The organism is Vreelandella stevensii S18214 (genome assembly GCF_000275725.1).
Classification (GTDB): Bacteria; Pseudomonadota; Gammaproteobacteria; order Pseudomonadales; family Halomonadaceae; genus Vreelandella; species Vreelandella stevensii.
On the sequence record NZ_AJTS01000044.1, the window covers coordinates 15,551 to 40,877 of the forward strand.

General features: G+C 56.3%; 27 protein-coding genes. 13 read left to right on the forward strand and 14 right to left on the reverse strand.

Going from position 1 to position 25,327, the window contains the following annotated elements; genetic code table 11:
- A complete protein-coding gene (flgL, locus tag HSS18214_RS0112835; RefSeq protein WP_016915692.1) occupies nucleotides 1-1,242 on the forward strand; it encodes a flagellar hook-associated protein FlgL in 1,242 nt (413 codons plus the stop codon).
- Between the two features lie 52 nt (nucleotides 1,243-1,294).
- On the opposite strand, the gene fliR is transcribed toward flgL, so the two are convergent.
- The 13 genes from fliR to fliF all read right to left on the reverse strand — a co-directional run bounded on the left by fliR (nucleotide 1,295) and on the right by fliF (nucleotide 14,062).
- Entirely contained in the window at nucleotides 1,295-2,086 is a 792-nt protein-coding gene (gene fliR, locus HSS18214_RS0112840; protein WP_016915693.1) for a flagellar biosynthetic protein FliR, read from the reverse strand.
- Between the two features lie 3 nt (nucleotides 2,087-2,089).
- Entirely contained in the window at nucleotides 2,090-2,359 is a 270-nt protein-coding gene (fliQ, locus tag HSS18214_RS0112845) for a flagellar biosynthesis protein FliQ (protein ID WP_016915694.1), read from the reverse strand.
- Between the two features lie 28 nt (nucleotides 2,360-2,387).
- Nucleotides 2,388-3,119, reverse strand: a complete 732-nt coding sequence (fliP, locus tag HSS18214_RS0112850) for a flagellar type III secretion system pore protein FliP (RefSeq protein ID WP_156808520.1) — start codon at nucleotides 3,117-3,119, stop codon at nucleotides 2,388-2,390.
- A gap of 53 nt (nucleotides 3,120-3,172) precedes the next feature.
- Nucleotides 3,173-3,583 carry a flagellar biosynthetic protein FliO gene (gene fliO / locus HSS18214_RS0112855; RefSeq protein ID WP_337459491.1) on the reverse strand — a complete coding sequence of 137 codons (411 nt, stop codon included), beginning with the start codon at nucleotides 3,581-3,583 and terminating at the stop codon, nucleotides 3,173-3,175.
- A gap of 23 nt (nucleotides 3,584-3,606) precedes the next feature.
- Entirely contained in the window at nucleotides 3,607-4,125 is a 519-nt protein-coding gene (gene fliN / locus HSS18214_RS0112860; RefSeq protein WP_016915697.1) for a flagellar motor switch protein FliN, read from the reverse strand.
- Nucleotides 4,122-5,177 (reverse strand): flagellar motor switch protein FliM, encoded by a 1,056-nt coding sequence (gene fliM / locus HSS18214_RS0112865; RefSeq protein ID WP_016915698.1) that lies wholly within the window; start codon nucleotides 5,175-5,177, stop codon nucleotides 4,122-4,124. Before fliM ends, fliN begins: the two co-directional genes overlap by 4 nt.
- 21 nt (nucleotides 5,178-5,198) lie before the next feature.
- Nucleotides 5,199-5,672 (reverse strand): flagellar basal body-associated protein FliL, encoded by a 474-nt coding sequence (fliL, locus tag HSS18214_RS0112870; protein WP_026001925.1) that lies wholly within the window; start codon nucleotides 5,670-5,672, stop codon nucleotides 5,199-5,201.
- Between the two features lie 156 nt (nucleotides 5,673-5,828).
- Entirely contained in the window at nucleotides 5,829-7,574 is a 1,746-nt protein-coding gene (locus HSS18214_RS19210; protein WP_162129524.1) for a flagellar hook-length control protein FliK, read from the reverse strand.
- A gap of 1,139 nt (nucleotides 7,575-8,713) precedes the next feature.
- Nucleotides 8,714-9,166 (reverse strand): flagellar export protein FliJ, encoded by a 453-nt coding sequence (gene fliJ / locus HSS18214_RS0112885; protein WP_016915702.1) that lies wholly within the window; start codon nucleotides 9,164-9,166, stop codon nucleotides 8,714-8,716.
- The gene (gene fliI, locus HSS18214_RS0112890; RefSeq protein WP_016915703.1) at nucleotides 9,167-10,555 is read right to left on the reverse strand and encodes a flagellar protein export ATPase FliI; all 1,389 of its coding nucleotides are present in this window, start codon (nucleotides 10,553-10,555) and stop codon (nucleotides 9,167-9,169) included.
- Between the two features lie 4 nt (nucleotides 10,556-10,559).
- Complete coding sequence (locus HSS18214_RS0112895) at nucleotides 10,560-11,315, reverse strand: flagellar assembly protein FliH (protein ID WP_016915704.1); 756 nt, start codon at nucleotides 11,313-11,315, stop codon at nucleotides 10,560-10,562.
- Complete coding sequence (gene fliG, locus HSS18214_RS0112900) at nucleotides 11,308-12,312, reverse strand: flagellar motor switch protein FliG (RefSeq protein WP_016915705.1); 1,005 nt, start codon at nucleotides 12,310-12,312, stop codon at nucleotides 11,308-11,310. The genes HSS18214_RS0112895 and fliG overlap by 8 nt, the downstream gene beginning before the upstream one ends.
- The gene (gene fliF, locus HSS18214_RS0112905) at nucleotides 12,305-14,062 is read right to left on the reverse strand and encodes a flagellar basal-body MS-ring/collar protein FliF (RefSeq protein ID WP_026001926.1); all 1,758 of its coding nucleotides are present in this window, start codon (nucleotides 14,060-14,062) and stop codon (nucleotides 12,305-12,307) included. Before fliF ends, fliG begins: the two co-directional genes overlap by 8 nt.
- Nucleotides 14,063-14,319: 257 nt before the next feature.
- Between fliF and fliE the strand changes: the two genes are divergently transcribed.
- The gene (gene fliE, locus HSS18214_RS0112910; protein WP_016915707.1) at nucleotides 14,320-14,646 is read left to right on the forward strand and encodes a flagellar hook-basal body complex protein FliE; all 327 of its coding nucleotides are present in this window, start codon (nucleotides 14,320-14,322) and stop codon (nucleotides 14,644-14,646) included.
- Nucleotides 14,647-14,791: 145 nt separating this feature from the next.
- Here the strand turns inward: fliE and HSS18214_RS18250 are convergent, their stop codons facing one another.
- The gene (locus tag HSS18214_RS18250) at nucleotides 14,792-15,142 is read right to left on the reverse strand and encodes a flagellar protein FlaG (RefSeq protein ID WP_016915708.1); all 351 of its coding nucleotides are present in this window, start codon (nucleotides 15,140-15,142) and stop codon (nucleotides 14,792-14,794) included.
- A gap of 253 nt (nucleotides 15,143-15,395) precedes the next feature.
- Between HSS18214_RS18250 and HSS18214_RS0112920 the strand changes: the two genes are divergently transcribed.
- The 11 genes from HSS18214_RS0112920 to cheW all read left to right on the forward strand — a co-directional run bounded on the left by HSS18214_RS0112920 (nucleotide 15,396) and on the right by cheW (nucleotide 25,236).
- Nucleotides 15,396-17,087, forward strand: a complete 1,692-nt coding sequence (locus tag HSS18214_RS0112920) for an HD domain-containing phosphohydrolase (RefSeq protein WP_016915709.1) — start codon at nucleotides 15,396-15,398, stop codon at nucleotides 17,085-17,087.
- Nucleotides 17,088-17,261: 174 nt separating this feature from the next.
- On the forward strand, nucleotides 17,262-17,678 hold the full coding sequence (gene fliS, locus HSS18214_RS0112925; protein WP_016915710.1) for a flagellar export chaperone FliS: 417 nt from the start codon (nucleotides 17,262-17,264) through the stop codon (nucleotides 17,676-17,678).
- Nucleotides 17,679-17,684: 6 nt separating this feature from the next.
- Entirely contained in the window at nucleotides 17,685-18,089 is a 405-nt protein-coding gene (gene fliT, locus HSS18214_RS0112930) for a flagellar protein FliT (RefSeq protein WP_016915711.1), read from the forward strand.
- A 353-nt stretch (nucleotides 18,090-18,442) separates the two neighbouring features.
- Nucleotides 18,443-19,336 carry a flagellar hook-length control protein FliK gene (gene fliK, locus HSS18214_RS0112935; protein ID WP_237718620.1) on the forward strand — a complete coding sequence of 298 codons (894 nt, stop codon included), beginning with the start codon at nucleotides 18,443-18,445 and terminating at the stop codon, nucleotides 19,334-19,336.
- On the forward strand, nucleotides 19,323-19,613 hold the full coding sequence (locus tag HSS18214_RS0112940; protein WP_016915713.1) for an EscU/YscU/HrcU family type III secretion system export apparatus switch protein: 291 nt from the start codon (nucleotides 19,323-19,325) through the stop codon (nucleotides 19,611-19,613). The genes fliK and HSS18214_RS0112940 overlap by 14 nt, the downstream gene beginning before the upstream one ends.
- Before the next feature lie 107 nt (nucleotides 19,614-19,720).
- Complete coding sequence (gene flhD / locus HSS18214_RS0112945) at nucleotides 19,721-20,053, forward strand: flagellar transcriptional regulator FlhD (protein WP_026001928.1); 333 nt, start codon at nucleotides 19,721-19,723, stop codon at nucleotides 20,051-20,053.
- Complete coding sequence (gene flhC / locus HSS18214_RS0112950) at nucleotides 20,050-20,574, forward strand: flagellar transcriptional regulator FlhC (protein WP_016915715.1); 525 nt, start codon at nucleotides 20,050-20,052, stop codon at nucleotides 20,572-20,574. The genes flhD and flhC overlap by 4 nt, the downstream gene beginning before the upstream one ends.
- Nucleotides 20,575-20,797: 223 nt before the next feature.
- A complete protein-coding gene (motA, locus tag HSS18214_RS0112955) occupies nucleotides 20,798-21,667 on the forward strand; it encodes a flagellar motor stator protein MotA (protein WP_016915716.1) in 870 nt (289 codons plus the stop codon).
- Nucleotides 21,664-22,584, forward strand: coding sequence for a flagellar motor protein MotB (gene motB, locus HSS18214_RS0112960; RefSeq protein ID WP_016915717.1), 921 nt, complete (start codon nucleotides 21,664-21,666; stop codon nucleotides 22,582-22,584). Before motA ends, motB begins: the two co-directional genes overlap by 4 nt.
- Nucleotides 22,585-22,627: 43 nt before the next feature.
- The gene (gene cheA / locus HSS18214_RS0112965; RefSeq protein WP_016915718.1) at nucleotides 22,628-24,739 is read left to right on the forward strand and encodes a chemotaxis protein CheA; all 2,112 of its coding nucleotides are present in this window, start codon (nucleotides 22,628-22,630) and stop codon (nucleotides 24,737-24,739) included.
- Nucleotides 24,736-25,236 carry a chemotaxis protein CheW gene (gene cheW, locus HSS18214_RS0112970; protein WP_016915719.1) on the forward strand — a complete coding sequence of 167 codons (501 nt, stop codon included), beginning with the start codon at nucleotides 24,736-24,738 and terminating at the stop codon, nucleotides 25,234-25,236. Before cheA ends, cheW begins: the two co-directional genes overlap by 4 nt.
- The last annotated feature ends 91 nt before the right edge of the window (nucleotides 25,237-25,327 follow it).

The window sequence follows — 25,327 nt, forward strand, 5'->3', positions numbered from 1 at the left end:
ATGCGTATCAGTACGGTCACCATGTTTGAGCAAAGCACGGCGTCTCTTAACCGCCAGCAAAGTGATTTCTTGAAAGTCAGCCAGCAAATTGCCAGTGGTCGCCGCGTGGTGAATCCCTCGGATGACCCGCAGGCAGCGTCACGTGCTGTCGGAGTAGACCAGTCGAAGGCAATGACTCAACAGTATGCAGATGCTCGTGTGTCGGCGCGAAATGCGTTGTCGCAGACGGAAAGTATTCTAAACAGTATCAGCGATGCCGTTATAAGCGCCAAAACATTATTGGTTCAAGCATCCAGTGACACGCTAAGTGATGTTGACCGTGAATCGATTGCCAGTGAGCTAAAAGGGATCTACGAAACCTTGATAGGTCAGGCTAACGCCACGGATGGCAACGGTCGCTACCTTTTTGGCGGCTACAAGGATAGTGCGCCTCCTTTTGTCAAAGGGCCAGAGGGGAATATAGCGTTCAACGGTGATAATAGTGCACGCCAACAGCGCGTGGATGCGTCGCGGCTGATGCCTGTCACTGAGAATGGAGTGACCATTTTTCAGCAAGTTCCAAGTGGAGCAGGATATATTGCTGAAGCAAGTACCGATAATCAGGGAAGTGTCACCTTTAGTGGCCCCCAAATTACTAACGTTAGTGACTCCGAGTATGGCTCGAGTTTTCGAGTGCAATTTACCGAAAATGAGGATGGAGAGCCGCTTTACACAGTGCAACAGTTCAATGGCTCTGATTGGCTGGATGTGGAAGGGCAAACAGACCAGCCTTATGAACGCGATGGGCAACAGCTAAGTGTGGGCGGCATCAGCGTGACATTACGTGGCACGCCAGCACCCGGCGACGAAATTTTGCTTGCCCAGTCAGGTAGTGAACAGCGTCCTGCCGACCTGTTCCGCACGATGGAGGCTGCGATCCGGGTGCTGGAGACGCCAGCAGAAAGTGGCAGTCAAAAAGCCATGCTTCGCAATACGCTGAACACTTCCATGCGCGACCTGGACAATGCGCTTGACAATGTGTTGACGGTGCGTGCCTCTGCAGGTGCAAGGTTGAATGAGCTGGATGTGATCGATGCGGTTGGGCGTAACCGGATGCTCAACTATGAGCAGACACTGTCAGATTTAGTCGACTTGGATTATGTCGAGGCGATCTCCGAATACAGCTTGCGGCAGGTAGGTCTGCAGGCAGCGCAGCGTGCGTTCGTCGATATCAAGGGAATGTCGCTCTTCGATTACATGTGACACAGTCTTGTCACGTTGATCTACGCCCAGCCACTCCTCCAGTGGCTGGGCGTTAGTTTATGGGGGCCATGGCTTCGATCAGCCCTTGAGTAAACATGATGCCTTGGCTAAACAGCTGTTGGAGAAAGCTGCCAAGATCGGTCATCAAGACCATCAGCAGCGTCAGGCCAACCAGGATGGACGTGGGGAAGCCGATATTGAACACCGTCAGTTGGGGTGCCGAACGGTTCAGGATGCCCAACGACAAGCTAATAATGAGCAGGGGGCCTGCTAGTGGCAAGGCTAACAGCATGCCGGAAGCAAAGATGGTGCCTGCATAGCGGGCAAGCAGCTCAAAAGCGCCAGGGTTTAGTGTCCCGATACCGATGGGCAGCGTGACAAAGCTCATGATCAGCGCTTCCAGCACCATCAGGTGGCCATTGAAGGCCAGAAACATCAACAGCGTCACCATATAGAGAATGCGCGACAACACCATGATGTTGGTGCCGCTAGACGGATCAAAGAAACTGGCGAAGGCCAGACCCATTTGCAAACCAATGAATTCGCCCGCTGCCTGCACCACGGCAAATATGATATGCATGACCAACCCAATGGCCAGTCCTATCAGCATCTGCTCGATGATGATACCCACGCTTGCCCAGGACATGAGCGCAACCTCTGGCATAGGGGGTAGCAAGGGAGCGATCACCACCGCGATGACAGCGGCTAGTGCCACCTTGACTTGGTTGGGGACACTGGAATGGCCCCACAGCGGGGAGGCGGTCATGAAGGCCGTAATGCGCACGAAGGGCCAGAAAAAAGCGACCAGCCAGCCCTGCAGCTGGGCAAAGGTGACCTCAACCACGGCCTACATCACCATCGCGGGAATATTACTGAATAGACGGTGTGTGAAGTCCGTGATCAAGCCGATGAGCCAGGGGCCTGCCACGACCAGTACGGTGAATACCGCAAGAATTTTAGGGATAAAGGTCAGCGTCATTTCGTTGATCTGCGTGGCGGCCTGAAACAGACTGATCAGTAGGCCTACGAACAGGGCGGCCAGCAGTATGGGGCCTGCCAGGAATAGCATTAACCGCATACCCTGGTAAGCAAGGCTCATTACCATCTCTGGCGTCATGTTCGTTCTCCTTACCGGCCCAGCGGTACTAAATCATGTAAAAGCTCTCAGCCAGTGAGCCGATGATCAGTTGCCAACCGTCCACCAGCACGAACAGCATAAGCTTGAAAGGAAGTGAAATCGTGACGGGGGGGACCATCATCATCCCCAACGACATGAGCGTGCTGGCCACCACGAGGTCAATGATCAAGAAGGGAATGAAGATCGTAAAACCAATTTGAAACGCGGTTTTCAGCTCGCTGGTGACGAAAGCGGGGAGCAGTACACGCATGGGAAGCTCTTCCGGGCCTTGCATCGGGCCTATGTCGGCCAAGCGCACGAAAAGCGCCAGGTCAGGTTCCCGCGTCTGTGCCAGCATGAACTCTCTGAACGGAATTTGTGCCTGGAGCAGGAACTCTTCAAAGTTGATCGCTTCCTGAGTCAAAGGCACCCAGGCCGTATCGTACACTTGGCTGATAACGGGCGACATGACAAAAAAAGTCAGAAATAGCGCAATACCCAGCAAGACCTGATTAGGGGGCGTGGCCTGGGTGCCCATGGCGGTTCTCAGCAGGCTCAGTACGATGATGATGCGCGTGAAGCTGGTCATCATCAACAGCATGGCGGGCAGGAATGCCAGTGAACTGAGGAAGAGCAGCGTTTGCAGAGACAGCGACCACTGTTGGCCACCATCGCCTGTTGGCTGTGAGGTCAGGCCGGGAAGCTGCTGCGCCTCTGCGGGCACGTATAGTAGTGAAAGCCAGCAGCCCAGTAATAGCAGGCTGAGGAACCATTTCTTTGGTGCCAGAGAGCGAAACAAAAGCAGAACATGCGTCATGGTTTGGGCTGAGAGTCGGTGGAGTGCTGGGTGGCGGAATGCTTATGACGATAGCCGGCCAAGGCGCTGCTGAAGCGTTGAGCAAAAGGCGCTGGTGAGTCTTCTGGATCAGGCCGCGCACGATCTTCGGGAGCGGGGCGCTCCTGGAGCTTGGTGACTTTCCCTCCACTGACTGCCAGCACCAGCCAGGTATCCTCGATTTCGACGACCACGACCCGCTCTCGGCTGCCAATGGCGGTGCTGCCCACCACGCGCAGATGGGCACCATGATCGTAACGGTGCTGCTGCCAGCGTTTGAGCAGGGCAGTGCACACCAGTATGATCGCAATCACTAGGACCAGTGCAGCAGCAGTCTTTCCGAGAACGGCCATGCCGATAAGGGCATCGCCGCCGCTTAACGCGTCCACGGACGTCGATGTCGTCGCGACACTCATCGGTTGAGTTTATGAATGCGCTCGGAGGGCGTGATGATCTCGGTAATACGAATGCCGTACTTATCCTCGATGACCACGACTTCCCCCTGGGCAATCAGGTAGCCGTTGATGAGAATGTCCATGGGCTCACCCGCCAGGCCCTCGAGCTCAATGACAGAGCCCTGGGCAAGCTCCAGTAGCTGCTTGATGGTGAGCTTTGTACGGCCAAGTTCTACGGTGAGTTTGACGGGGATATCCATGATCATTTCCAGATCACGGGTGGCACCACTGCTCCGTTCACCATTCAGAGGACGGAAGACATCGTCACTGGCTGGCTTGGCCGTGGGAGCTTCTTGTTCAGGCTCTTCACTGGCATCCGTTTGTTCGGCAGCCTCTTGCTCCGCCATCGCGGCAGCCCAGGGGTCATCATCGTCACTGGCGGCATCGGCGCTGGACGATGACTCTTCTTGTGCAGACATGGCTTCCGCCCAATCGTCATCAGAAACTTTTTGATCGGGTTTGTTTGGGTCTGTCATGCTTTGGGTTCCTTGGCTTTCTGTCGCGTTGAACCTTTAATAAAGTCCTGGGACGATACGTTATTCATGGCAGCATGGTCGATCAAGCGCAGAACACGCAGCGCTCGCTGCTGCCGCTGGCTGCCGTACTCACACTCCATGACAGGTACGCCATCGACCCGCGCGGTAATCGTGGAGGGGATGTCCATTGGCAATACATCGCCTTTTTTCAACCCCATCACGTGGGCAATGCGGCTGGGGATCTGAGCGAACTCTGCAATGAGTTCGACTTCAGACTGGCGAAGCTCGCTGGCCATGCGTCGTGACCAGGTGCCGTCGCTGTCATGGTTGCTGTCATTGATCGGGTTGACCAACAGGTCCCTCAGCGGCTCGATCATGGCGTAGGGCATGCAGATTTGGAAGCTGCTGGATAAATTACCGACTTCGATATTGAACTTGGTATTGACGACGATCTCGTTGGGCGAGTTGGTAATGTTCGCGAATTTGGACTGTATTTCCGAACGCAGAAAGTGTACGTCCAACGGGTACACGACCTTCCAGGCTTCCTTATAGGCATCAATGGCGAGGTTCAGCAGGCGCTGAATGATACGTTGTTCGGTATTGGTGAACTCGCGGCCATCTGATTTCGTCACGAAGCGTCCATCACCGCCAAACAGGTTGTCCACCACCATGAAGACCAGGTTCGGGGGGAAGACCACCAGTGCGGAGCCACGCAGTGGCTTCATCGATACAATATTGAGGTTTGTGGGCACCGGGACGTTGCGAGAGAATTCGCTGAAGCTTTGGTAACGCACTGACTCGACGGTAATATCCGAGCTGCGACGAATCAGGTTAAACAGCCCATTACGAAAATAGCGCGCAAATCGTTCGTTGATAAAGTCCAGTGCATGCAAGCGCTCCCTGATGACCCGGTGTTGAGTCGACGGGTCGTAGGGGCGTATGCGCGCTTCATCTGATGTGTGTGATGACGTAGCGGTCGGCTCATCATCACCACTGACGCCCTTCAAGAGAGCATCGATTTCTTCCTGGGACAGTAGATCGTCCTGTGACATGAACGGCTCCAGTACCCGGGATTATTGAACGATGAATTCGGTGAACAGCACTTCCCGAAGATCCAGGGGCGGCTGATTCTCAGTCAGGGGAACAGATAAACGACTGATAATGGCCTGAGCCAGCGCTTCCTTACCTTCGGTAGAGGTCAGCTCACTCGCTTGTTTGCCAGACAGGAGAATCAACAGGCGGCTGCGTACCTGGGGCATGTGCTCTTCAATGATGGCTTTGCTCTGCTCGTTGCCTACGCGCAGTGTAATACCGGTATAGAGCAGGCGTGACCCGAAACGATCATCGGCCAGATTGACAGTAAAAGGTTCGATGCGCGTAAAGACTGGTGGCGTTGGCGCTTGCGTCTGCTGTTGGACTTCGCCTTCGGCTCCGCCCCGCTGGTCAAGAACGAGATAGATAGCCGCTGCTGCCCCTGCGGTGGAGAGCAATACCAGCATGATCATTACTATAAGCAGTTTTTTAGATCCGCCGCTTGATTCAGCCATTGATTTTCCCATGATGATCCCGGAAGACGCTCGCTAAGCATTATGCCTGACACGGGTAATTACGAAGAAATGAACAGGCTCACCGTAGGAGCCTATCTCCTGGTTTTGCTAACTGCTGATTCGCACACCATGCATCATTTGCATGATGATATACAGCTATGCGTATAAGTCTACACGCCCATCTGGGGATACGCTTACCAGGCTATCAGCGCTGTGCGGCTGGTTGTGCTCATTGGCCATGTCGCTTTCATCACCACGCTGTCCAGGCCCGCGTTGATGCTCGAACCTCTGGTCCCCAGCACCCTGGTCGCCTACGAACGTATCGCTTAACGTAATCCCTTGCTCTGCAAGCATCTCGCGTAGCTGTGGAATAGCTTGCTCCAGGACTTGTCTGACATGTGCATGTGCGGATAGAAATTGAGCCTGTGTGCCCTGTTCTGTCATTTTTAAAGAAACAGAGAGCGGGCCCAGGTCAGAGGGGTTTAGTTTCATTTGAATATGCTGTTCCCCACCGCGTGTAATGAAGTGAAGTAGTTGCTGACCAAACTGCGGGGGCCATGCAGGGCTTGAAACCAGGGCCGGTAACGCTACCAATTGAGCAGGTGTCGCAGTCGACAGCTGGCTGCCTGCTGTGGAGGTAGCCATGGGTAATAAAGTAGTTGGTTCACCCGATGTCGCTATGGGTTTTTGTGATCCATCGTCCTGTGGGTAAGGCATCGAGGCCGCCACAATAGGGCTACCGGAAAGAGTAACATTCGGCAGCGTTGACCAGGTATTGACCAACTCCGTCGAAAGTGAGGTCGGGGGGGGCTGAGTTGCCATGAACATTGCAGGCGAGGACGGCTCTGGCCGTGGCGTATGGCCCTGGATCGCAGATAAGGTATCAGCGGTGTTTGCTACCGAAGAGGTTGCCTGTGCGGCGGGCCATGATTGAGCGGAATAGCTTGATACCAGCGAGATACGCTGAGCAATTTCGTCTAGCTCAGTCAATGGCTGAGTCGGCTGGACAGAAGCATGGCTGCTGGCCGACTGCTGTGTTGGCGATAGCAGTGTTAAGGGACTGGACCGTGGAAAGCGATCCTCTAAAGGATACGCGCGTGGATTATCCTCGGCGACGGCAAGCGAACCCGGGCTCAGCAGTTGGTACAAAGTCCGCAAACCGGCCGTGATCTTCGCCACTTCGATCTTCGCCACTTCGGTTGTGAGTGCCTCGCCGTTGGTGATGAATGAGGTGAACGGTGTCGGCGATATAGCAGACTTGGCAGAGCCTTGTGCGTCAGGCGCAGTCGTCGTCAACAGGCGTGCTGTTGGCTCGTCAAGGTAAACTGCGCGTGTATCGCTGGATGATGACGCTGAAGTCAACGCCACGATCATATCGGCAAGGGCATCACGTATTTCGGCAAGACGGGCGCTATCTGTCAGCGTTTCGCTGTTGGTGGCCTGTGTGTCAGGCAAGAGCGCCGGCTCAGCAGGGGTTTGTGCGTCAGGCGCAGTGGTTGCCAGGCGTGCTGTTGGCTCGTCAAGGTAGACTGCGCGTGTATCGCTGGATGATGACGCTGAAGTCAACGCCACGATCATATCGGCAAGGGCATCACGTATTTCGGCAAGACGGGCGCTATCTGTCAGCGTTTCGCTGTTGGTGGCCTGTGAGTTCGATGTGTCAGGCAAGAGCGCCGGCTCAGCAGGGGTTTGTACGTCAGGCGCTGCGGTTGCCAGGCGGGCTGTTGGCTCGTCAAGATAGGCTGCGCGTGAATCGCTGGATGATGACGCTGAAGTCAACGCCACGATCATATCGGCAATGGCATCACGTATTTCTGCGAGGCTGGCTGCGTTTACGGAGACTGAGGATGGCCGGCTGAAAAGTAATGTAAGGGCATCCTGCTCATCTGCGGTGCTGGCCAAGGTGGGGCGCGCTCCAGGTGCACGAGCGGTCTGTTCAGGCGTCGACGATGCCTCTAACGAATCGTTGGAAGTGCCGGGGAGGGCTGTCGGAACAGCTTGCACCCTTTCGCTATCCGTTGGTTTTACGATGGAGCCATCTGCGTTTGTTACGTGCCGAGTAGTATCAAGCGCTATGGATCCCTGCTGTGGAGCCGGCACTGCTTGAGTGGGGCGGCGACTCAGACTCTCCAGGCTAGAGGCGATTGATGCGAGTGTTTCAGCCAATACCAGGTCACGTGACGATAGTGAAGCGGGTGTCAGGGGCTGTGAGGGGTCCTCTGACAATGATTGTGTATTCTGCCGCTCTGCTGATGGAGATGTCGTCAGTGGCTCCAACACAGTCTGAGCTTTGAAAGAGTCTGGGGCGCCAACAATGTCTTGTGCTTGTGAGGAGTGATTCTCAGGTATTGCACTGGGGGTTAATCTGGCCACTGCCTGAAGCACCATAGTTGCGATGGTATCTACAGACGGGAGCTGCTTATTTGCCGAGGTCGTCTTCGCAGTTGCTGGTAGTGCCTGACCTGCTTGCATGGGGGGCTGCTGTGCCACTATATCTCGGGCAGCAGACAATGCCGTGCTGGTACGGTCCTGCGGTTGGGCGAGTGCCTGCAGGTGAGCGATTGAATGCGCTAACTGTTTTTCTGATGATATCGAAAGAGCGCTTGCTGTGCCGCGCGCTGCTTCCGAAAGCGCTTGATGCGTATTCAAGCCAGCGAAGAGCGCGGCGACCGAGTCACTGGACTCGCTGGGAGCAAACCTGGAAAGCATGCTTGATGCAGGCAGTGACAGTGAGGCCCCTGGCGAGGGAGTGGCGCTGGACAATGTTGCATGACTGGCAAAGCCAGGCTGACGATAGTGAGCCGTGGGGGCATCGTGCTCTAAACCTGATGAGAAGGGTGCTCCCCTGTTGGCAAGTGTTGCCAGGTCGTCTGGCATTGGGGTGCGCCCCATGCGTGATGCCTCTAGCATGCTTTGATGAAACGCACCATGTAAAGGGCTCCCCTCGTTCTCTCTAGGCAGGACAGCCGGGCTGAGGCTCTGGCCATTGTTGGATAAAAATAGTTGAGCGATAGGATGCATTGGGTGTCCCCGGGACGGCGTCAAAGTGGCTTATCAGGGCTCTGACGAGCCATACGGTTAGTGACCAACTCATCGTTAGCTTTTTGTTCATGCCTTGCCTGACGTCGATGCTCCTCCAGTAAGCGTCGTGAAGCCAGTGTATCGTAAGAAGAGAGCCGACGCTGCTCCTGCTGCCAGTTCTGCTGGCTTTGCTGTACGCGTTTCTGTTGCGCTGCCAGGGCTTGACGTGCTCGGCTCAGTGCCGCATCGAGAGACGCCAGAAATTGCTGATAGTTATACATGGTGGCAGGGTCGATACCTTCTCTCATCGCCTGCTGCAGGCGTTCGGCGTACTCCACACGATAACGGCTCAGTGACGCTAGCTGCGCCTCCGTTTGCTGTTCCGTTTGACGCTCCTGAGCTAGCAGCTTTCCCGCCTGGTCCCGCGCATCACGCGCCAGGTCGGTCAACATGTCGATCTGATGGTTACTCATTTAGCCTCCCACCACCGTGCGTAGCGCCTGGCGAGACTCGGCCAGCGTTGCGCACTCATCAATGTTTTGTTGTAAAAAGCGTTCCAGGCTTGGAAAGCGGTTGACCGCCTCGTCCAGTCTGGGGTCGTGTCCTGGGCTATAGGCGCCCACACTGATCAGGTCTCGGTTGCGCTGATAGCGCGAGAAGATCTGCTTGAAGGTGCGTGCTTCTTGCTGTTGCTCGGGCGTGACGATGGCCGTCATGGCGCGACTGATCGAGGCTTCGATATCGATGGCGGGATAGTGACCAGCCTCCGCCAGGGTGCGCGACAGCACGATATGGCCATCCAGTATGGCGCGGGCAGAATCGGCAATGGGATCCTGCTGGTCGTCGCCTTCCGTCAGTACGGTGTAAAAGGCAGTAATAGAGCCGCCGCCGCGCTCTGCGTTACCGGCTCGCTCTACCAGCCCCGGTAACTTGGCAAATACGGAAGGTGGATACCCCTTGGTGGCAGGAGGCTCACCAATGGCCAGTGCAATCTCGCGTTGGGCCATGGCGTAGCGGGTAAGCGAATCCATGATCAGCAGGACATTGCGCCCTGAGTCGCGAAAGCTCTCCGCAATGCGCGTGGCGTAGGCTGCCCCTTGCAGGCGCTGCAACGGCGAGGTGTCCGCAGGTGCGGCGACCACGACGGCACGTCGACGACCTTCCGGGCCCAGTATGTTGTCAATGAAGTCCTGTACTTCGCGGCCACGCTCGCCAATCAGGCCGACCACGATCACGTCCGCTTCGGTATAGCGTGCCATCATGCCCAGCAGGACGGATTTGCCCACCCCGGAGCCCGCAAACAGGCCCATCCGCTGCCCTCTACCCACACTCAACAGCGCATTGATGGCACGAATGCCTACATCGATTTGTGCTTCGATGGGCGCTCGAGACAGCGGGTTCAAGGGCCTCGAGCTGAGCGTCGTGCGTGGCGCTTCCTCGAGGTTTTCTCGGTCATCGAGGGGCGTGCCGTTGCCATCGAGTACCCGCCCAAGCAGTTCGTCGCCCATTGGGAAGCGGCGCGCGCTATGCCCGTTGCCATCGACCAGCGGTGTGACACGAGCGCCGGGCATCAAGCCGGAAATCTCTTCAAGTGGCATCAGGAAAAGCTTTTCGCCTGAAAAGCCAACGACTTCCGCTTCGGCAAATTTATCGCTGTCGTTCAAGCGACCATCGGCGCCGGGTAATTCAATGTGGCAGGCGCTCCCGACGGCGACGCGTAACCCGACGACTTCTATGACCATGCCCGTGGCCCTGACGACCCTACCGCTGGTGCGGTAGTGAGGCAGGCGGCTGATGCGCTGAGTGGTGCGCTGAAGGGCTTTACGCCAACGGTGCTGATGCGGGCAGGAGAGCGAGTTCATCGTATCAACCTGCGGAGGGAGCGCTATTGCGCTTGCGCAGCTGTGTCTGGACGCTTTGCCAGCGACTTTCAAAGGTTGCGTCCAGCTCCCCTTGAGCGCTGGTGACTCGACAGCCTCCACGGGAGAGTTGATCATCAGGCTGGAGTACCCACTGGGCAGCTTCCAGCTCACTCCCCAGGTGTTTTTCAACGAGGGTGTGGTCTGTCGGGTTCAGCCATAGGCGTTGCTTACCTACCAGAGGCGGTTCAGTGTGTAGAAGCTCACGCACGATCTGCAGGATGTGGTCAGGGTGTTCATCAAGCGCACCACCGGCCAGCTGCTTGCCAGTCGCTAGCGCCAGCTCGGCAAGATCATGGGCGATGGTGTCGTCCAGGCGCTCGAGTGCCTCGGAAAACTGCTTTGCCAAGGATGCCAGTGGCGCTAACGCTTTTTTCAACTGTGCATTGAGCTCCTCGGTCGCTTGTGCACGGCCCTCCTCAAGCCCCTTGGTCAGCCCTTCTTCATGGCCGCGTGACAGGCCGGCCTGGTACCCCTCTTCTTCGGCCGCCTCGCGAATCTGCTCATAAATTCTTTGACGCTCCTGCTCTTCACGGGCGCGTGCTTCTGCAGCGGCTCGTTTAGCCGCTTCGACCTTGCGTTGGTGTGCCGTTGGGCCTTGTCCGCGGTCATTATCCGACGCTTGTGAGGCGAGCAGCTCCTCCATTTGCCAGCGGCGCCACTGGCCGTGGCGGTCGAACTCGGGTGAGTGAGTATTAGACATACTCATCATCTCCACCGGCTAGCACAATTTCGCCTGAGTCGGCCAAGCGCCGCACGATCTGCAAAATGGCTTTTTGCTCGGTTTCCACTTGCGACACCCGGATGGGACCGCGGGCTTCCATGTCTTCGCGTACCAGATCGGCAGCACGCTGCGACATGTTGCGCAGGAACTTGTCCACCAGTGCGTCCTGGGCTCCCTTGAGTGCCACCACCAGTGAGTTGGTTTCCACTTCCTGAAGCACCATCTGAATGGCACGATTGTCCAGGTCGAGCAAGTTTTCGAACAGGAACATTTCGTCGATGATCTTTTGGGCCAGATCTTCGCTGTGAGAGCGCACCGTCTCGATGGCGACTTCTTCCTGGGACGAGTTCATCAGGTTGAGAATCTCGGCAGCGGTTCTCACGCCGCCCATCTTGCTGCGCTTGAGGTTCTGGCCGTCCAGCATGCTGGTGAGCACTTCGGTCAGCTCCTGCAGGGCTGCCGGTTGAACACCGCTAAAGGTGGCAATACGCAGTACGACATCGTTGCGTAGCTTCTCTTCGAACAGTTCGAGAATGTCAGCCGCCTGGTGACGATCCAGATGCACCAGAATGGTCGCGATGATCTGGGGGTGCTCGTCACGAATCAGCTCGGACACCATGGAAGCTTCCATGAGGTTGAGCGCATCGATACCAGAGTTGTTGCCCGTAGATTCGAGAATGTCCTCGATTAGACTGGTGGCGCGCTCGCTGCCCAATGCCTTGGTTAGGACGGAGCGGATATGCTCGCTGGAGTTGAGGTTCAGTGCGACAAACTCTTCGGTTTCCCGATGGAACGCCTCCAGCACGGCCTTCATATCTTCATGCGACACTTGATGCAGTCGTGCCATCTCGGTGCTGATCTCCTGCACCTCGCCGGCGCTGAGAAACTTGAATACCTCGGCGGCGCTGTCTTCGTCCAGGGCCAGCAATAGAATGGCGCTTTTACGTGCTCCGCTCATCTCCGTGATGCTAGTCATTGGCATTCATCCAGCTGCGGATAATCATGGCCACCATGCGTGGGTCTTCCTGGGCCATTTCGCGCAGATCATTGAGATTGTGTTCATACAGTGATGTCTTGCGTCGACGTTTGGGCTTGCCGCTGTAGGTGTCCCCGTCATTGACATCACCGTCTCTTTCATCAACATCACTGTCATCGTCACTGCCGACACTGGTGTTCAAAATACCACCGGGCGTCGCTGTGGCCACCAAAGGCGGCTGTGTGTAGCGTTTGATCAGCGGGCGAAGAATCAACCAGTAAAGCAGGAAAGCCACCAGCGCCACCAGCAAGTAGCGACCCAAATTGGCTGCCATGGCCAATGTGTCTGGCTGCTGCCACCAGACGGTTTCAGTGCGTGGGTCTTCATCGATAGCAAACGGCGTATTGACGATTTCGACCTGGTCTCCGCGTTGACCAGAGAACCCCATGGCTTGCTGAACCAGGCGCTCCAGCTGTGCCACTTCTTCAGCACTGAGGGCGACTTGCTCGGTCCCCCCCTCTTCATTGGTGACCGTACGGAAATTCACCACCACAGCCGCTGTCAGGCGCTCTATCTGTCCCAGGCGGTGCTGGATGTGCTCGATGCTGCGATCGACCTCGTAATTGACGACATCTTCCTGGCGCAAGTTGCGCAAGGCACCTGGCTCAGTTGTCGTATCCTCTGCATTGTCATCGGGTTGGTTGATAGGGGAGGGGGCAACGCCTGGCGGCGTATTACTCAGCGCGCCGGGAATGCCTGACGCCAGCGGGTCATCTCCATCGTACGACAGGCTTAGCTGGCGGCTACGTACGGCTGACTCGTTGGGGGTCTGGTTGGGGCGATAGCGTTCTGAGGTCTCTTCGCGGCGCGAAAAATCGATTTGTGCAGCGACCTGCGCGCGGACGTTGTCGCGACCTACTATCGGCAGCAGAATGTTTTCGATGCGCTGCTGATAAGAGCGCTCGACTTCCGTAATGTAAGCAAGCTGGGTGCCGTCCAGGTCATTGCCCTGCTGTGAGTTAGCGGTCAGCAGACGCCCATTTTGATCCACAACGGTTACGTTTTCGGTGGAAAGCTCCGGAACACTACTAGAGACCATGTGGACAATGGCGCTGACCTGTCCCTCTCCAAGAACGCGCCCGGGCAGCAGTGTCAAGACGACGGACGCCTTGGCGGGCTCTCGGTCACGTATGAAGACAGATGGCTTGGCCATGGATATGTGAACGCGCACGCGCTCCACGGGGCCCAGAGATTCAATCGAGCGTGCCAGCTCGCCTTCCAGACCGCGTTGAAAATTGACCTGTTCGGCGAACTGACTGATCCCGAAAGCCTGGTTGTCCATCAGTTCCAGCCCAAGGTTGCCGCCTCTGGGAAGCCCTTGCTCGGCAAGCTGGAGTCTTAACGTGTGTACTTGAGCGCTTGGCACCAGTAGGGCCTGACCGCCTTGACCGAACTGGTAAGGCACGCCGCGGCTGTCCAATTCGGCAATGATGCGCCCACCGTCCGCTTCGTTCAGGTTGCTGTAGAGTACACGGTACTCTGGGCTGCTGGCCCACATGAAAAGCGCAGCCACCACCGCGATGGAAGCTGCTGAAGCGATCAAGACAACCACCAGCGGATTGCCTCGCAGTTGCTTCATTGCGCGTTCGAGGGCTGATGGGGATGCGGATTCGCTAGAAGACACCCCGCTTTGCGAAGCGTTTGCTGTCGTACTGTTTGGACGGCCTGCCGTAGCACCGGTTTCGCTCATGCATCCCTCCAGCAGGGTTGGCAAAACGGGTGTAGGCCCAGGCGCATCACCAAAGAAGGCATAGGCTATTTCCGTCAATCGCGGTGATCCGCCAAGTAATCAGGGGCGGAATTGTGATGAACGCCATTATGATGAGGTGCGTCCACCATAAATGAACGAAAAGCCTGGCTTTTCGCACGCATTTGTTCGTATGAGTGGGGGCGTGTCAGTGGTAGGCTCTTGCCAATACTTTGTCATCTACGATTTGAGGAGTTGGTATGAGTGCGCCCCCCCTGCAGTCTGCTCTACAGCAAATGCATAGCTTGGCAGCGCAGGCTGCTCAGCCCGTTCGTGGTGAGCAGGTCTCGACGGTCGTGGGGCAAGCTGGATTCGGCAGTGAACTACAGGCGTCTATCCAGAGAATCAATCGTTTACAGCAGTCAGCCAATGCCAAGGCGATGGCCTTTCAGGCGGGAGAGCCGAATATTGAGCTCAACGATGTCATGGTGGATATGCAAAAAGCCAGCGTGGCCTTCCAGATGGGTATGCAGGTGCGTAACCGGTTGGTGACTGCTTACCGAGACGTCATGAATATGCAGGTGTAAGGTGACGTACAGAGCGTGATGCTGTGGTGCCGCAACGCTAGAAAGCGCCATCAGTAGGAGCGCTATTTTGTAGTGTTTTTGTCCTGTGGCTATCGTGAGGTTCACTATGTTATGGGGTTGCCAGCGCAAAAGAGCGCTGGCAACGTCATACGTTCAAGGAAATCAGGTTGCCCTGTAGCTCTCCCAGTCGCTCTGCCATCGTAATGACCTCCTCGGCAGGAATTTGGCGAATGACATCGCCGGTTTCGCTGTCGATGACGCGGGTAATGATGCGTGAGGAGTCCTCGCTGATATCGAACTCGAGTCCGCGTGCCCTCATGGCTTCATTGATACGCTGTATCGGTTCCAGGAGTTCTTCCCTTGTCGTGCTCAATGCCAACGACTGATGTTCCTCCTGGGTGGGGGCGGTCAGCTCGGGAGGCGTGCGTATTGGTCGCTCCTGTGAGCCGGGAATACTTGACGTGGCGACCGCTAGGTCGATTGGCAGTGGGCCCATAAACAACGTTCCTCTTTGCTAAGCCATTCAAGGCTGGGTAACGTAAACTTAGAGGCCGATGCAGGTGTTGGATAGCCTCCAACAGAGTTATCGGCGAGATGTTCACAAACTTTATCTTTTTCAGTATAGACAAAAAGAAAAGCCTGATAGGCAGTAATCGGCATGCGGAGCCATTGGGGCTTCTGCTATGCTCGGTTCCCTTATATCAAGGGTGGGTTCACATGACCACCGCGGCTGTGAAAGCGAGGCACGCATGGCAGTCCAGCAAGATGAGTATGAACGTATTTCAAATCCATCCGCCATCAGTTCTCTGCTGAATACCATGATAGAGGGTGGTGGGGTGTCGCTTTGTCTTGATGCCCCGGAGGCGCGTCCAGAGCCCATTGTATTAATGGAGCAGCACGAGGGTGAGACCCTGGTAATGGACTTGTCTTCCGTTGACTATTTGCTGTATCGCCTTGAGCAAGGCGAGCGTTTCTTTCTGCGTGGGCAATCTCAAGGCAAGGTGTTGCGTACGCCGCTGCTTGCCCTCACCGAAACGCGCCGTTCTGGCGGGCGTTTTTTATGCTGCAGTGAATATCCGGACTCCGTAGATGTGCTTCAGCGGCGTGAGTCATATCGCGCTGAGCTGCGTATGGGCATGGTGGTCTCCGCGACCGTTTATGGCGCAGGCGAAGAAGGAGCGCCAGGCGAGCTGCGAGACCTTTCTCAGGATGGGTGTCAGCTTGAACTGCCGTTGACGGCGAGCGGCGTGCTAGCCGAGTCATCGGAGCCCATGCGTCTGGTGTTGGCATTTCCAGACGGTACGCAGTTCGAAGTGCATGCTATCGCTCGCCATCAAAAAATGGATCCAGAGCGTCACCTGTTACGCGTTGGCTTTCGTTTTGCAGGCTGCACCTCCGAGCAAGAGCGGCAGATCTGGTACTTCGTATGCGAAATCGAGCGGGAGGCGGCTCGCTACAAGAAGGAAGCCCAGGAGGAGCGCCAGCCCTCCCCGCTGTTCGCACAGCCCAGCAAGCGTGTGCCAAACGGTGAGCAGGTGGGGCGGCGTGACATTCGCCGTTACGCGACGCCAACGGCAAGGCGTGTGGTCAAAGTGGCAGCCTATCTGGATGCTCAGTTGCTGATGTTGACACAAGGCCATGATGTTGACTCACGACAGCTATCGCGCAATGCCGACCGTATTCTGCAGCTTCATGAAGAGGACCGCGAGGCGCTGTTGTTCGCTTCGCGCTGCTTGTCCATGGAGCCACTGTTGGTGCGACATGGCATTGCTGTAGCGGTTCATCTGCTGGATCTGGTGGGCGGAAATATGCCGCGTGATGTGCGCAAGGCCATCGTGGCTAGTGGTCTGGTGCATGACTTGGGGAAAGCGTTGATCCCTCAGGTGGTCTTCAAAGCGCCCAATTTCGAGCCTGGTCATCGCCATATGTTGCGCGAGCACGTGTCGTTACTGCTGGCGCGATTGAAGACTTGCCAGTGGTTATCGGCCACGGTGGCGCAGGCGGTCATTGGTGGAATTAACGAGCGCCTCGATGGTAGTGGCTACCCTGATGGGCTGACAGGGAACGATATCACTGAGCTGGCTAAAGCGAGTGCCGTGGTCGATGTAGTGGAAGCGATGAGGCGGGATCGGCCGGACCGTCCGGCGCGAACTGCTCAGCAGATCTATCGACACCTGTTGAACCATCCTCATCAGTTTGATGCGCGATGGATCAAGCGCTATATCGAGCACTTCAAAACGTTACCCATTGGCTCGCTCGTGCTTTTTTCCAGCGAGCAGCTGGGGTGGATCGTTCGCCTGGATGACGCAGGCGCACCTTTTGAAGTGGCGTTGACCCAGCAGGCGGAGCCACCCATGCGTGAAAGCTTGCTTGGAAACGTGCGGGGTGATGTGCGTGAGCGGCTTGGTAAGCCGATGAGAGAAGTTGCTGTCTCTACTTGAGCCCGTACCGCACCTTTGGAAAGTCACCTGTCGTCAATGAAATAGTGTCGGTACTCATTAAAGTCTGCTGACAGGGCGCCGATATATCAGTTAGCGAGCAATTATGCCAAGTCTCAATTATCCAGCAGCGTATCGCCCTTTGTCGGCTGCTGCTTTTACAAGGAGAGCCCTTTAATGACCTATACTCGCAGCGGTGCGGCCTATGGTCGTGGGGCAGGCGCTTATGCCCGCGTCGGCGTGGAAAGTGGCGTCATGTCGGCGGACCCGCATCAACTGATCGTCATGCTTTTCGATGGTGCCCAAGCGGCGATTCGTGCAGCCCGCATTCACATGCAGGCGGGCAACACCGTGGAGAAAGGAAAATCCATCTCCAAGGCGCTGGATATTGTCAATAATGGCTTGGCCGCCGCGCTGGATCAGGAAAAAGGCGGCGAGATTGCTGAGCAACTGGCATCGCTGTATGACTATATCGCCCGTTTGCTGTTAGCTGCTAACCTGCGCAACGATGAAGAGAGCCTTGATCAGGCGGAGCGGCTGCTCGAGGATATTGCCTCTGCATGGCGTGAAATCGGCCAACGGCAAAGTGCGTGAGGCAATATGACAGCTTCCGAAACGGCTCATGAGAACTCCCGGCAAGCGCTCATTGATGCCTATGCAAGACTGCTGGCGAGTGTGCGCTATATGCATGAGCTTGCTGATAAAGAACAATGGGCAGAGCTAATCGAGCAGCGTAGCAACTACGTAATGCTGGTGGAAAAGTTGCGTGAATTGGACAGCATGGTTCGGTTGGATGATGACAGCAAGCGGCGCAAATCGGAGTTGCTTGAGCAGATCCTGGAGCATGATGTAGACATTCGCCGTCGCCTGGTTGCCAGGCGAGATGAGCTAGGCAAATTGATCAGCGTGACACAGCGGCAGCGAAATTTGCATCGCGCCTATGCCCCTCAGCAGGGGAACAGTGCTTTCCCTGTGGATGCCGAAAAGGATGAGGGTGTCTCGTGAGCGGCATTACGCCGCTCATCGATACACTGTTACATCAGGTGCTGGGTCGGCAGGCTGAGGCGTCCTCTCTGCGTGCTCTGAGCTCGCCGGTTCAGGCGGTTTCTCCGGGGGAGGGTCCAAGAGCCTTGCAAGGCGATGCAAGCCTTGACGGTAGGCCCCTGCCTCCGCTACTGGGCGATCTGCGCCACCTGCCCGGAGCTGCCGACAAGCTTCGACAGCCTCCCGCTGGCCATACAACGCCAAATGCCTCGCCCAGCTCAACACAAACGCACTTCAGTCCTGCGGCACGTACGATTGCCGATGTGTTGCTACGCTTTCCTGCGCCTCCTGCCGTCATCAGGCCGGCAGCCCCGTTGTTATCACTTCAGGAGTCGCCGTCGACCACGCTGTTGGCGAGTCGTCTGGAAGGTAGTATCCGTGACAGCGGGTTATTTTACGAATCGCACCTCAAGCGTTGGTTTCAGGGCGAGATGTCCCGTCAGCAACTGCTGCGCGAGCCACAGATGCAGGCGGGTCCACGCCCTACGGCTCTGCCCCTACCAGGTATGGCGCCCTTGGCGACGCAGGGTACGCCCTTGGGTGTACCCTCGTCCCAAGGCAGGGCCTTGGCGATCCTGCCCGAATATCCTCTGGTCCCCCTCAAGGGAACCGCTGCTCTGTTAGACCGGCCGCTGCCTCTCCCCGTCGCTTCTTCTGCCATGGCGGCGCCCTCGGCACCTGCCGCCCCGACGTCTAACCAGCCTGCCATGCCTTTTGTGGCTGAACGCCGGGAAGCCCCCAGCGTTCAGCCGGCCACGGTGGTTGCGGAGCAGGAAATGGCTTCTCGGAGTGTGAGAGAAGTAGTGCATGACAGCTTGCAGGGAGTGGTGCGTCAACAGCTGGAAATGCTGGTCACCCCGACACTACGTTGGGAGGGTGACGTATGGGCCGGTATCTTCATGGCGCTTGTCGTTAACCTGCCTGGGCGTGACACTCATGATGAAAAGCAGCCAGCCGATGACGCTCCGTCTGAGTGGCGCTCAGAAATGCAGCTCGATGTGCCGGGGCTAGGGGTCTTTAGTGTTGCGCTTTGGCTGCATAAGCAGGTGCTGAGCATTGATTTGACCGCTGGTAGCCCGGAAACGTATGAGCGGCTGGATAGTGGGATCGATCGTCTGAAGCAGCGTTTGAGCGCACTGGATTTTGCTAAAGTTCAGGTGAGCGCTCGCTATCTTCCGTCCGAGGAGACTTCCGATGTTGCCCGGTGAACGTCGGCGCCAGGCCGTTGCGTTGGCCTATAAGGAGGGAGAGCAGGCGCCGCGCGTAGTGGCAAAAGGATACGGTGAGCTGGCTGACAGGATCATGGCCGAAGCTCAGCGGCAGGGTATCTACGTCCACGATGCGCCTGAACTCGTTGCCTTGCTGATGCAGTTGGAGTTGGATGCCGAGATCCCAGCCAGCCTGTATCAAGTGGTGGCGGAACTGTTGGTGTGGGTGTTCGAATTGTCCGATGGTGAGCTGAATCAGCGTGAAAGGCGCAAGTAGCCAATACAATCGTTGTATGCAACCATGATGCGAGGTAAAGAAAAAAGTCATCAATGGCGCCACTATAACGGTCACAACGACGCGCCCGGGTCGTTCGATGGGACACTATGAGTCAAACAAGCTTTCTTGATGAAATACAAGAGATAAACCTCGCTTACCTTCTGCTTGCTCAGCGCCTGTTGAGCGAAGATCGGGAGGCGGCCATGTTTCGTCTCAAAATTGACGGTGAGCTGGCAGATCTGTTGGTCTCACTGAATGCCTGGCAACTCACCAAGCTGGCCCGCAGCAACCAGTTGGTCTGTCGCTTCAATCACGCCAGCGGCGAGCGGCTGCGTCAGATTCTTGACAACCCACGAGATCAGGGGTTGGCAGGATTGCATGCTTCACTGCTATCTGCCTGTGAGCCTTTTTCCTCACTATCGTCAGGAGAGTCGAAGTGAGTCAAAAGAGCCTTGTGGATGAAATGCATCAGGTGCAGCTGGCCATTGAGCTGATCGAGCTGGGTGCTCGTCTACAAGTGCTGGAGACGGAAACGGAGTTGAGTCGTACCCGTTTGATCAAGCTCTATAAGGAAGTGCGCGGCATGTCACCACCTAAAGGCATGTTGCCTTTTTCGGCAGACTGGTTCGTCACTTGGCTGCCGAATGTGCACTCATCACTGTTTTATAATATTTATCTTGGCTTGCTCGAAGGTACGGAGTGTGAACGTATCGACGCTTTCGTCAAAGCGTACCGGTTATATGAAGAGCAGGTATCGCTCGAGGGTGCAGAGTCGGTGTTGGGTCTAACGAGAGCGTGGACGCTGGTGCGTTTTTTCGAAAGCGACCTGCTGCAATTGACCACTTGCACTCGTTGTGAGGGCCGCTTCGTGGCACATGCCCATAGTCCCGTTCATGACTACGTGTGTGGTATTTGCCAGCCCCCCTCGCGGGCCGGCAAAACACGCAAATCAGGGCGTTGAACGTATAAAATTGTCACACCTCTGGCGGCCGTGAACAAAAGCAATAAACTGCGTTTTAACGCATAGATAGCGGTAAAAGTCGTTGATACTTTCTCATTAAACCGTGCTGTCACCTGAGTATGATAGACCTAAGCTGCATTTTAGATAGGGCTGCCGACATCTTTTGGTTGGGTGTCGAGTATGGCTCTGTTGATAAACCACTCATATCGCAAGGACACTGCTTGTGCTGATACTCCTGGGTTATGTCGTTGTCTTGTTCTGCGTCTTTGGCGGCTATGTGATGGCTGGTGGTAGCCTGGGGCCGCTCTATCAGCCCTTGGAGCTACTGATAATTGGAGGCGCTGGCGTGGGGGCGTTCCTGGCGGCCAACAACGGTAAGGCGATCAAGGCCACGTTCAAGATTTTGCCAAGGCTCAAGCGTACCAAGAAGTACAACAAGGCCTTGTACATGGAACTCATGGCTCTGCAGTACAAGATTCTGTCCAAGGTGCGTCGAGAGGGCATGCTGGGGATCGAGCGCGATATTGATAACCCCCAGGAGAGCCCGCTATTTCAAGAGCATCCTGACGTACTGGCCGACTCTCATATCATGGACTTCCTGACGGATTACCTGCGCTTGATGGTCAGCGGTGGCATGGAACCCATGGAAATCGATGAGCTGATGCTCCACGAAATCGAAGTCTTCGAGCAAGAGGCGCACATCCCTATTGATGCGATTGCCAAAGTGGGAGATGCCATGCCTGCTTTTGGTATCGTGGCAGCCGTCATGGGGGTTATCAAGGCGTTGACCTATGCGGACGCTACGGCAGAACAGATGGGGCAAATGATCGCCATGGCGTTGGTGGGCACCTTCCTCGGTATTTTGATGGGCTATGGCTTCATCAGTCCGATTGCCAGTTATGCCGATCGCCAGGCCAAGGAAGCTGAAAAAATGCTTCAGTGCATTCGCGTGACGCTGTTGGCCAGCTTGCACGGCTATGCTCCACAGTTGGCGGTCGAGTTTGGGCGCAAGGCGTTGCATAGCACCGAGCGCCCCAGCTTCTCTGAACTGGAGGAGTACGTGCGCGATGCCAAAAAGGGCGGTAATGCATGAGCAAGGGAGGGGATAAGCGCCCGATCGTCATCCGGCGCAAAAAGGTGGTCCATGCCCACCATGGGGGGGCATGGAAAATCGCACTGGCAGATTTCATGACGGCGTTGATGGCGCTGTTCCTCGTCATGTGGATTCTTAGTGTATCCAGTGAAGAGACGCGCAGAGGCGTTGCCGAGTATTTCAGCACGCCGCTGGTCACGGCGATTACCGGTGGTGATCGTTCGGGGAGCACTCGTGTTATACCGGGCGGTGGGCCGGATCCCACCCATAGTGATGGTGAGCATGCGCGGATCGGCGTCTTGCAGCAAACGCGGCCCAGTGCACAAGAGCGTCGTTTCTTTGAAGATTTGCAAACGCGTATAGAGCGGGCAATCGAGCGTGATCCCGATCTGCGTGAGTATCGTAACCAGATGCGCTTCGACCTGACGCGTGAAGGCCTGCGTATTCAGTTACTGGATACCGCGCAGCGGCCAATGTTCGAGCTGGGTAGCGATCAGGTAGCCCCTTACATGCGCAGTTTGTTACGCACCATGGCGCCGCTGCTCAATGATTTGCCGAATGACTTGAGTATCAGCGGGCATACGGACAGCGTTCCATATGCAGGCGGATATCGTGGTTACAGTAACTGGGAGCTTTCCAATGACCGTGCCAATGCATCACGCCGTGAGCTGGTGGCGGGAGGGCTTGATCCAGATCAGCTGCTGCGCGTATCTGGCTTTGCAGACCGAGTGCTGCTCGCGGACACTACGCCGACGGATCCCATCAATCGACGTATCGAACTTGTGGTGCTGCTGCCGGAAATCGCCGAGGCTATACGTAATCCGGGTGTTTTAGCGCCTAGCATGCCGTTTTCGACCGAGAGTGTGTCGGAAGAACTTTTGCAACAAAACATACCGCAAGCCAGCGACAGCCCATGAGCCTGGCTTGCCACATAATGATGACGTTCAAGTGGAGCGGTGCATGGACATAGCGGATTTTTTTGACACCTTCTTTGAAGAAGCCGAGGAGCTGCTGGCGGACATGGAGCAGCACTTGTTGGAACTGGATGTCGATAATCCGGATGGCGAGCAGCTGAACGCTATTTTCCGCGCGGCGCACTCCATCAAAGGAGGTGCAGGTACCTTTGGTTTCAGCGTGCTGCAAAAAACCACGCATATTTTTGAAAACCTGCTGGATCACGCGCGCAAGGGCGAGCTTGCGCTGCGCGCAGACCTCGTTGATACCTTTCTGGAGGCTAAAGACATCATGCATGAGCAACTCAATGCCTATCGCAATGAGGAAGAGCCGAACCAGGAAGCTTATGAGCGCATCTGCGAGACACTGCAGCAAATTGCGCTGGAAGAAATTGGCAAAACGCTGGATGCGCCAGCCGCTCCCAAGGCAGAAGAAGCGTTTGCCAAAGAGGCGACTCCTTCTGTCGACAGTAGTGCAGGGGATAGTGAAGAGGAGAGCCCGGCAGGCGAGCATCGCCTCAAGGTGGCCCTTCTCAATGTCGGTGAGAAAGACCGCCTGCTGCTGGTAGAAGAGTTGGAGCAGCTGGGTGACGTAGAGTCCCAGTCGGGTGATGAAAAGCGCTACGAAGTCGTCCTGAAGGGCGACGTCAGCGCCGATGATATCGAAGCCGTGATGTGTTTTATCATTGAAACAGATCAGATCGACATTACGCCACTGGCCGCCAGCGCACCTGCTGACCCCGTCGGGCCTCCAGCGTCAAGCGCCGATGCAGCGCCTCAGGAAAGTGCCCCAGCCGCTAAAGCGCCTGCGCCTGACAAGCCGGCTGCTGCAAAGACCGCCAACAAAAAAACCGCAGAGCAAGCGCCCAAAAAGACGGCTGCCGAAAGCTCGTCGATCCGTGTATCGGTCGATAAGGTGGATCAGATCATCAACCTTGTCGGCGAGCTGATCATTACTCAGTCGATGCTGGATCAGACGGTGAGTGACCTGGAAGGTCAATCGGTCAGCAACAGTTCCTTGCAGAACGGCATGAGCCTGCTGCAGCGTAATGCCCGTGACCTCCAGGAAGCCGTCATGTCGATCCGCATGATTCCCATGGAGTTCGTATTCAGCCGCTTCCCAAGGGTCGTGCGTGATACGGCCAGCAAGCTGGGCAAAGAGATCGAGCTGATCACCGAAGGCAAGTCCACCGAGCTGGACAAGAGCCTGGTAGAACGCATCACCGACCCGCTGACACACCTGGTGCGTAATAGCCTGGATCACGGTGTGGAAATGCCGGATGTGCGTGAATCGCTGGGCAAACCGCGTGTGGGCAAGCTGGTGCTTTCGGCGCGCCACCAGGGCGGGAACATTCTGATCGAAGTGCGTGATGACGGTGCAGGCATGGACCGTGATCGGCTGTTGGCCAAGGCGCGTGAAAATGGCCTCAACGTGTCGGATACGATGTCCGATGAAGAGGTGTTCCAGCTCATTTTTGCGCCCGGCTTCTCCACTGCCAAGGAGGTGACCGATGTCTCTGGTCGTGGCGTTGGCATGGATGTGGTCAAACGTAACATCCAGGGCATGGGTGGACGTGTCGAAATCCAGTCGAAAAAAGGCGAAGGCACCAATACACGCATCGTGTTGCCGCTGACCCTGGCCATTCTGGACGGCATGTCCATCAAGGTAGGCAATGAGACGTTCATTCTGCCGCTATCCACCGTGTTGGAGTCGCTACAGCCCGCCAAAGGGGACATGTACGCCATGGCAGGGGATGACGTGGTACTCAAGGTGCGCGACGAGTATCTGCCGGTCATCGCCATTCATGAAGTACTGGACGTCGAAAATGCCATCACTGACCCCACCCAAAGCATTGCCGTCATCGTGCAGGGAGAAGGACGTCGCTATGCCATGTTGGTCGATGAGCTGATCGGCCAGCAGCAGGTCGTCGTCAAGAATCTGGAAGACAATTACCGCAAGGTGCCGGGCGTATCGGCCGCTACCATCCTGGGGGACGGTAGCGTTGCGTTGATTCTCGACATTACCGGCTTGCATCGCTTGAGCCGGGCGAAAAAAGAAGCAGGTAAAACCGCTAATCAACCCCATCTCTCTTATTACAAAGAGGCTGAGCCGTCATGAGTCACTCATCCAACGAAGCAGTGTTAGCCGCTGCTGAAGCAGAAAACCGCGAATTCCTGGTGTTTTCACTCGGGGATGAAGAGTACGCCATCGATATCCTGAAGGTTCAGGAAATTCGGGGCTATGAAAACGTGACCCGCATTGCGAACGCGCCCGATTTCATCAAAGGGGTCACGAATCTGCGTGGTGTCATCGTGCCCATCGTCGACCTGCGCATCAAGTTCCATCTCGAGAATGTGGAGTACGGTGGTCAGACAGTCGTGATCGTGGTCAATGTTGCCGATCGCATTGTTGGTATCGTGGTCGACGGAGTTTCCGATGTGATGACGCTCGTGCCTGATCAGATCAAACCTGCACCTGAGTTTGGGGTGACGCTCTCCTCCGACTTCCTGAGCGGCTTGGGCAGTTTGGATGACCGGATGTTGGTGCTGGTAGATATCGATAAACTGCTGACCAGTGAGGAGATGGCGCTGGTGGATAGCACGAGCCATCGCTAATACCTGACATGGGCACAGGGAGCGTGCCCATGTTGTTCCAGCTAACCCGCCTTGGCGCCAGGGACAGCACTCGCCGGTATGGTGGCGTTTG